General features: G+C 69.9%; 5 protein-coding genes and 2 pseudogenes. All 7 read right to left on the reverse strand.

Annotation, left to right across the window (positions count from 1 at the left end; genetic code table 11):
• Positions 1 to 126 precede the first annotated feature (126 nt).
• Positions 127 to 1,077: pseudogene (locus GAK38_RS22985) on the reverse strand (sigma-54 factor interaction domain-containing protein); the annotation flags it as partial.
• Positions 1,078 to 1,080: 3 nt separating this feature from the next.
• On the reverse strand, positions 1,081 to 3,189 hold the full coding sequence (locus GAK38_RS22990) for a TadG family pilus assembly protein (RefSeq protein ID WP_325347218.1): 2,109 nt from the start codon (positions 3,187 to 3,189) through the stop codon (positions 1,081 to 1,083).
• Entirely contained in the window at positions 3,177 to 3,701 is a 525-nt protein-coding gene (locus tag GAK38_RS22995) for a DUF3613 domain-containing protein (protein ID WP_325347219.1), read from the reverse strand. Before GAK38_RS22995 ends, GAK38_RS22990 begins: the two co-directional genes overlap by 13 nt.
• A gap of 62 nt (positions 3,702 to 3,763) precedes the next feature.
• Positions 3,764 to 4,588, reverse strand: a complete 825-nt coding sequence (locus GAK38_RS23000) for a tetratricopeptide repeat protein (protein WP_325347220.1) — start codon at positions 4,586 to 4,588, stop codon at positions 3,764 to 3,766.
• Positions 4,589 to 4,593: 5 nt separating this feature from the next.
• Positions 4,594 to 5,571 carry a type II secretion system F family protein gene (locus GAK38_RS23005; protein ID WP_325347221.1) on the reverse strand — a complete coding sequence of 326 codons (978 nt, stop codon included), beginning with the start codon at positions 5,569 to 5,571 and terminating at the stop codon, positions 4,594 to 4,596.
• Positions 5,572 to 5,576: 5 nt separating this feature from the next.
• Positions 5,577 to 6,515, reverse strand: coding sequence for a type II secretion system F family protein (locus GAK38_RS23010; protein ID WP_325347222.1), 939 nt, complete (start codon positions 6,513 to 6,515; stop codon positions 5,577 to 5,579).
• Positions 6,508 to 7,221: pseudogene (locus tag GAK38_RS23015) on the reverse strand (CpaF family protein); the annotation flags it as partial. The pseudogene GAK38_RS23015 and the gene GAK38_RS23010, both read right to left, overlap by 8 nt.
• Positions 7,222 to 7,350: the final 129 nt, after the last annotated feature.

Genomic DNA, 7,350 nt, shown 5'->3' on the forward strand with positions numbered 1-7,350 from the left:
TGCCTGCTGCCTGAACTCCAGGCTGAACTCCTGCCCCTTTCTGCCTGCCTTGCTCTTGGTCATCGTCCACCTCCTATTGCGATAGTTAATCGCTTATAGGGGTGTCCGTGAAACGGGGGCAAGATCAATCTTGTCGACCATGCCGCGCTCCTCCAGGCTCGGCAGGTACAGTTCGATCACCGCGAGCCGGTAGAACAGGTCGGCGCGGAATTCGCCGCTGTCCACCATCTGCCGCAGGTCGCGGTTGGTCGCCGCGACGAGGCGGAAGTCGAGCTTCACCGGCACCGAGGCGCCCAGGCGCGTGACCGCGTTGTCCTCGATCACGCGCAGCAGCTTGACCTGCTGGTAGCGCGGCAGGTCGCCCACCTCGTCGAGGAACAGCGTGCCGCCCGTGGCCTGCTCGAAGTAGCCGCGGTGCGCATGGACCGCGCCGGTGAACGAGCCCTTGGCATGGCCGAAGAACAGCGATTCGAACAGGCCGTCGGGGATCGCGCCGCAGTTGACCGCGACGAACGGCCCCTTGCCGTAGCGGCCGTGGCCGCGGTGCAGTTCCTGCGCGATGCGCTCCTTGCCTGCGCCGGTCTCGCCGCGGATCAGCACGTTGTGGTCGCAGTCGGCGAACGCGCGGGTCTCCTCGATCAGCCCGCGCATCGCGTCGGAATGCGCGATCAGCTCGCCGGGCTTGTCGGCCGTGGTCACCTGCGCGCGCAACTGCCGCACGAGCTTGGTCACCAGCGTGCGCAACTCCGCGCCGGTGAAGTCGTGGGGCAGGATGTGTAAGTACTCCGGAGGGTAGCTGGTCGTGGTGCGCTCCCGGCTGGCGCTGGCGACCCATACTACCGGCATGCCCTGGAGCGATTCGGTTGGCGGCCCGAGGCCCGCGGCGCTGTCGATCACGCTCACGCTGATGACCGCGACGGCGATGCGCGACGGTGCGCGCGCCGCGATGTTCGACGCGCCGTCGGCCCGGATCACCTCGGCGTCGAAGCTGGCCATGCAGCGCGCCACCCGCTCGTGGATGTCGGCCTTGCCTTCCCAGACGTAGATGTCGAGTTCGTCGAATTGAGGGGCGGCCATGGGTCAGTAGACGAGTTCGGCGCCTTTGCCACACGTCAGGCGGGCACCGACCTTTGCTTCGTCGAGGTCGATGCCAAGGGCATTCAGCAGCGCGTTCACCACGGGGTCCAGCAGAGGAGAAAGCAGACCGCTGACGAGATTTCCGACAGTCTGTACCAGCGTACCGAGCGTACCCAGCACGATGGAGAGCACTGAACCGAGCGTTCCTGCGGAGTCGCTTTTGTATATTTTCAGGCCGCTGCCCACATTGGCGACGACGGTGCCCACCTGACCTACGAGATCGCCGGCGGAGACCGTCTGGAACGAGGCGTCGTCGTCGGAGAAAGCCACGTCCACGTCAGGAAGCCTGTTGGCGGGCGGAGCGGAGAAATTCAAGGTTCGCGCCTGTCCGGTGGTTTCGGGCGAATCGACCTGCAGGCCGATGCCTGCGACGACGTAGGTCCGGGCGGTCGATTTCGCTCCCCAGGCGCCGGAAGGCTGGTACCACACCTGGCCAGAGCATCCGATCGACCCCAGAAGGATGCTGAGCACACAGGAACTGTACTGGGCGCGCCGGTAGCCGATTTCCACCAAGGGCACTGGAGCGACTGCAGGCCGGCTGGTGGAACTGAAAGCATTGGATATCCGGCCGATCCGTACTGCGGCGATGGGCGTGCCCGCCTGCGCGGTCAGCGACTTGGCCGGAGCATTCGTGCAGTCATAGTCCGTGACGTAGGCCTGCGCGCCGCCTGCCTCCAGGCTGATATCGACGGTTGCCGGTAATGCGCTGGCATACGTGATTTTGGATTCCGGGCAATTGGGGCTGGCGCAGACGATGCCGCCTAACAGGTTGTTCACCGCTGAAATCAGGTCCAGGTTCAGCACATTGGCGAGCAGGGTGGTCAATCCCGACGACATCTCGAGAACCGAATTCACCGCATTCATGATCCCTGTGGTGACTCCGGAAAGATCCACCGATGCCAGCGTACGGACCTGCGCCGTGCAGACGAGTATCCTGTTTTCGCCCAAGGGATCCCGTTTGGCGAGGGCGGGATTGCCGATGGCGGAAAGCCGGGGGGATTCGATGATCCGCAGATCCACCTTGGCGCCGACCAGGCTGGGAACGTCCACGCCAAGACCGGCCGATACGGCGTTTTTCGTGTTGGCAAGCTGCACAAGGCCCTGCACCAATTGAAATGCCTGCAAGTCCAGCCCCAGCGCTGCCGTCGAAGCACCCGTGGTCACCCCCAGCAGTTCGCTGAGCCTGAGAGTGACGGGGTGCGCTTGCGCAGCGGCCTGAATGGCTTGCAGCGCAGTGACTGCTGCGCCAAAGGTATTCGTGTTGCGTTGCAGAAGATCGATCGCCGCCTGCAGCAGCTGCCCGACAGTGGCGTCGGCGTTCAATACGTCGTCGTAGGTTCCGGCACCCAGGCCAAGGTTTGCTTTTAGCTGGTCAAGATAATCCAGCAGCGTGACATGGGTGTCCACCAGACCTTGCCATCCGATCGCATCGAGGTTGAGCGAGCCTCCCAGCAGCCCGCCGATGATCGTATTGAGCACGACGGATTTTCCGGTATCGACGGTGACCAGCGCGTTGCGTATCTGCAATACGGCCGCTGGCTCGGTAAGAGCCGCCGTCGCCGTCGCTTCCATTTGCCTGCTTGCCAGGCCGGAGCCGAACACGAACAGAATGGGCACGTTGCGCCGGGCGAGAACTCTGACGGCATTTTTCGGTGTGCCGCCGTAGGCAAAATAATCGGGCGGGGTGGCGGCTTCATTCACGGGTGCGTTCTTGTCCCAGCGGCCGCAGTACACCTCGGCGTCGTCAGACGTGCCCGGATTGGATTGCCAGCCGTTGGCCTTGGCGTTGGCCACGACGGTTTCCCGCGTGGTCCCGCTGCATTTGTCCGTGTCGAGGGCCTTGACGACCCCCGCCCCCGCCAGCGCCGCCAGGTCCGCGATCTTCTGCAGTTCCCGCTTCTGCCAGAACAGGTTGCCGATATCGATGCTGGCCAGCAGGATCACACCGACGCTGAGCCAGACGGCGCCCAGCACCGCCACCGAGCCGCGCTGCCGCTCGCGGTCCGGTCGACGCCGCAAGGGCGACAGGGTGCTGCGCATCATGCTGGCCATCGCGCTTTCCTCCGCTCCGCGCCGCCGCAGCGGCCCCCGCCCCCGCTGCCGCCGCCACTCTTGACGGCGCCGGTGCTCTCGAAGAACTCGGGCAGGGGGTGCTTGAAGCTTTCCAGGTAGCGTGCGTAGTTCAGGCTGGCGACAGCCGGCAGCACCGCGCGGCGCGTGGGCGATGCCTGGGCGCCGCTGCGCTGCAGTTCCAGCAGGGCGGTGGTGGCTTCGCCGATGCGGGAATCCGCGGGGTCGGCCCCCTCCAGCCGCACCGGTGCGGCGGCTGCGGCTTCGCCCGGTTGCACAGTGGCGGCAAAGGCCGCCTGCGGCGCCTGCACCACGGCGGGCACTTCGGCCTGCACCTCGATTTCGACGGGGGTGACGCTGCGGTCCGGGACAGGGGCGGCGCCCTGGTCGGGCTGCCGGGCCTGGGCGGCGGCGCAGAGGACGAAGGCCAGCGCACAGGCGAGGGCAGCAGCCCACGGGCTGCGGTGGAGGGCGGCGGAGTGGATCATCGTCATGGTCTGCATGGGTCTGTTGAAGGGGGATGCGGAAGCTGGGGAAAGGGGCGCCCCGCTCCCGCTCAGGGCTGCGCCGGTGCCGACGACAGCGCCTGCGCCGGGCGCAGCGCCAGCGGCGGCAGGCCGTCGTCGTCGGCCGCGAGCGGCGCCGGCGGCTGCGGCAGCCGCACCGCCGGGTCGATCTCCTGCGCCTGCCGGGCCAGCGCACCGCGCAAGGCCGCGGGCATGTGCTGGCTGTCCATGAGCCGCTGGGCCTGTGCGGGCTGGCCGTCGAGCAGCAGCCAGAGCGCGAGGTTGGCCTGGATGCGCGCGTCGGCCGGCTGCAACTGGGCGGCCTGCAGCAGCGGGGTGCGGGCGTCGCTGCGCTGGCCGGCACGCAGGCGGGCATAGCCCAGGTCGGACAGCAGGGCGGCGTCGGTGGGCGCGCGGCGGCGCGCTTCTTCCAGCAGCGAGGCGGCCAGGGAGTAGTCGCCCTGCGCGCCGGCCAGCAGACCCTGGCCGTGCAGGCCAGCGGCTTCCAGCGGCGTGCCGGACAGGCGCTGGTAGGCCCGCAGCGCCTCGGCATCGCGGCCGGTGTGGCGCAGCGCGTGGGCGCGCAGCAGCAGGAGTTCGGACGCATCATCGCCGCCGCCTTCGCGCGCGATGGCGTCCAGATGCGCGAGCGAGGCGTACCACAGGCCCTTGTCCTGCATCTGCCGCACCAGGCCGATGTGGGTGGCGCGGCTGTCGGAGCGGGGCTCGGCCTCGGCGGCGCTCTGCGCCGCGCCGGCGCGGGCCTGGGCCGCCTCGGCGTTGAGTGCGGCGGCCCGGTCGCCGGCGCAGCCGGCCAGCAGCACCATCACCAGCAGCAGCGCAGGCGCGGACGGCGGGAGGAGCGTCGTCGGCATGGCCGTCATCGCGCCAGCGCTCCCAGGGCCTTGATCACCGCCAGGAAGCCGGGCCCGGCCGTGATCAGCAGCAGCGCCGGCAGCAGGGTGAGCACCATCACGCCGGTCATCTTGACGGTGACCTTGCCGATGTGCTCCTTCATGGCCGAGCGGCGGTTCTCGCGCAGGCGCTCGCCGTAGGCTTTCAGCGGCTCCTGCACGGCGCCGCCGTGCCGGTCCACCTGCACCAGCAGGGCGACCAGGTCGGCCAGGCGGTTGCTTTCGTGCAGCGTGGCCAGCCGCTGCAGCGAATGTTCGCGGCTGCGGCCCTGGCCGTAGAGCCGATTGGCGGCGGCCACTTCGCCGCCGAGTACGGGCAGCACGTGCTGGAAGTCGTTGCCGATCACCTGCAGGCTCTGGTCCAGGCTCCGTCCCACGCCCTGCAGCAGGCGCAGCAGGTCCACCAGCAGCGGCAGTTCGCGCCCTGCGGCGCGGCACCGGCCGGCCGCGCGGGAACTGACGGCCCACTTGGGCGCCATGAAGCCCGCTGCCAGCGCCACGAAGCCGACGACCAGCCGCTGCGTGCCATGCAGCGCCTCGCCCAGCAGCAGCGCCGACAGCGGCAGCAGCCCCGCCAGGGTGAGCCGCGCCACCAGGTAGACCCAGCGCGCGCGCACGCCGCGCAGGCCGGCCTGGTCGAGCAGGCGCCGGTCCTCGGCGGCCACCAGGGCCTGGCCCAGGCCGGAGTCGAGCCAGTGCAGCGGCAGCGGCTCGCCGCCGGCCGGCTGCGCCGGGCCCTCGGCAGGATCTTCCAGCGCCGCGACCACCACCGGGTCCGAAGCCGACCGGGCGTGGATCGTGCGGTCCAGCCGGACGCGGCTGCGGCTGCGCTCCAGCTGCCGCCAGGCCAGCGCGCCCGCGACGAGCAGAGCCGCCAGCGCCAGCAGGGCCAGGGCCAGGATGGCGAGGGTGCGCGGATCGAATGCGGTGTGGCGGAAGTCCATGGCCATCACTCCAGTCGCGCGAGGCGGTACAGCAGGAAGCCGCCGAACAGCTGCAGTCCCAGCGCGGCGTAGACCATCGTGCGGCCCGCCGGATCGTTCCACATGTGCAGGAAGTACGCGGCGTTGAGCACGATGATCAGCCCGCCCACGGCGGTGGGCAGCAGCCCGAGCACCCAGGCCGACAGCCGGGTCTCGGCCGACAGGGCGTGCAGTTCGGCCTCGGCCTGTTCGCGGTCGCGGATGAAGGCGGCCACACGTTCGAGCAGCTGGTCGGCCCGGCCGCCGAAACGCACGCCCAGCCCGACCACGGCGGCGAACAGGTGCAGTTCCTCCACGCGGGCCTGCTCGGCCGCCTGCTGCAGCGCCTGTTCCAGATCGACGCCTGCGCGCGCCAGCGCCGCGGCCCGCTCCATGAAGTCGCGCAGCGGCGGCTTGGTCGTGGGCACCGCCTGCTGGAAGGCCGACTGCATCGAATGCCCCACGCCGATGAGCCGCACTACCGCGTCGATGAGCCCCGGCAGCTGCTCGACCAGCCGGCGGCGCAGCTTCTGCAGCCGCAGCCAGATGCTGAAGCAGCCCAGCGCGGGCAGCAGCACGGCCAGCGCTGCCGCCGGCAGCGGGCCCAGGGCCAGCGCCGCGGCGGCCATGGTCAGCAACGCCAGGGCTGCGCCGAGGGCCAGCGTGCGCAGGCTGACCACGGCGGCCAGCCAGCCGGGCAGTTCGACCACGGGTCGGCGCCGCACCGCCGCGGCGGGGGGAGCGTCGACCGCCGGCAGCCCGAACTGCAGGACCAGGTCGCGCGGCGGCCGGGGCTCCAGGTACTGGTCCAGGTGCCGGACGGCGGCGTGCCGGCTCTGCTGGCGCAGGCTCCAGAGCCACAGCCACAGGCCCAGCGCACCGAGCCCGGCCGCCAGCGCCAGCAGGACGAGCAGGCCGCTAGACACGGCCGCCCCTTCCCGCCCCGGCCGGTGCCGCCGCCTGCTGCTGCCGTTGGAGTATCTGCCGTAGGCGCGCGAGTTTCGGGGAGTGCGGGGTGATACCCAGGGATACCCAGCGGTCGCGCTCCTCGCCGTCGGGGGTCTGCACCGGCTCGTAGCGGTAGAGCTCCTGCATCGCCACCACGTTGTCGTTGATGCCGGTGACCTCGGTGATCGACAGGATGCGCCGGTGGCCGCTGGAGAGCCGCCCGATCTGCACGATGAAGTCCAGCGCGTTGGCGATCTGGCGGCGCAGGCTGACTTCGCTGCCCTGGTAGCCGGCGAAGCCGGCCAGCATCTCCAGCCGGTAGAGGCATTCGCGCGGCGAACTCGCATGGATGGTGCCCATCGAGCCGTCGTGGCCGGTGTTCATGGCCTGCAGCATCTCGATGACCTCGCCGCCGCGCACCTCGCCCACGATGATGCGATCGGGTCGCATGCGCAGGCTGTTGCGCAGCAGGTCGCGGATCGAGACGACGCCCGAGCCGTCGAAGCCGCCGGGCCGGCTCTCCAGCCGCACCACGTGCGGATGGCTCAGCGCCAGCTCGGCCGTGTCCTCGATGGTCACCACGCGCTCGCTCTCGGGCACGAAGCTGGCCAGCGCATTGAGCAGCGCCGTCTTGCCGGAGCTGGTGCCGCCGCTCACGAGGACGTTGCAGCGCGCCTTGACCGCCAGGGGCTGTCAGTATTTCTGTGTGTGAGGCGGTTGGTGAACTGGTTTCTGGCTGTTGATCTATCAGGCCCCTGCCAGGCCGCCGGAGGCCCCCCCGGTTGGCCCATGGACCCATGGCTCAGCCCCTCA

It is taken from the genome of Xylophilus sp. (assembly GCA_009914555.1).
Classification (GTDB): Bacteria; Pseudomonadota; Gammaproteobacteria; order Burkholderiales; family Burkholderiaceae_C; genus WNDY01.

What these genes read in the sequence shown, in the direction of transcription:
- GAK38_RS22990 (WP_325347218.1), bottom strand. Translation starts at nt 3,189, where the DNA reads ATGGCCAGCATGATGCGCAGCACCCTGTCGCCCTTGCGGCGTCGACCG.
- GAK38_RS23005 (WP_325347221.1), bottom strand. Translation starts at nt 5,571, where the DNA reads ATGGACTTCCGCCACACCGCATTCGATCCGCGCACCCTCGCCATCCTG.
- GAK38_RS23000 (WP_325347220.1), bottom strand. Translation starts at nt 4,588, where the DNA reads ATGCCGACGACGCTCCTCCCGCCGTCCGCGCCTGCGCTGCTGCTGGTG.
- GAK38_RS22995 (WP_325347219.1), bottom strand. Translation starts at nt 3,701, where the DNA reads ATGACGATGATCCACTCCGCCGCCCTCCACCGCAGCCCGTGGGCTGCT.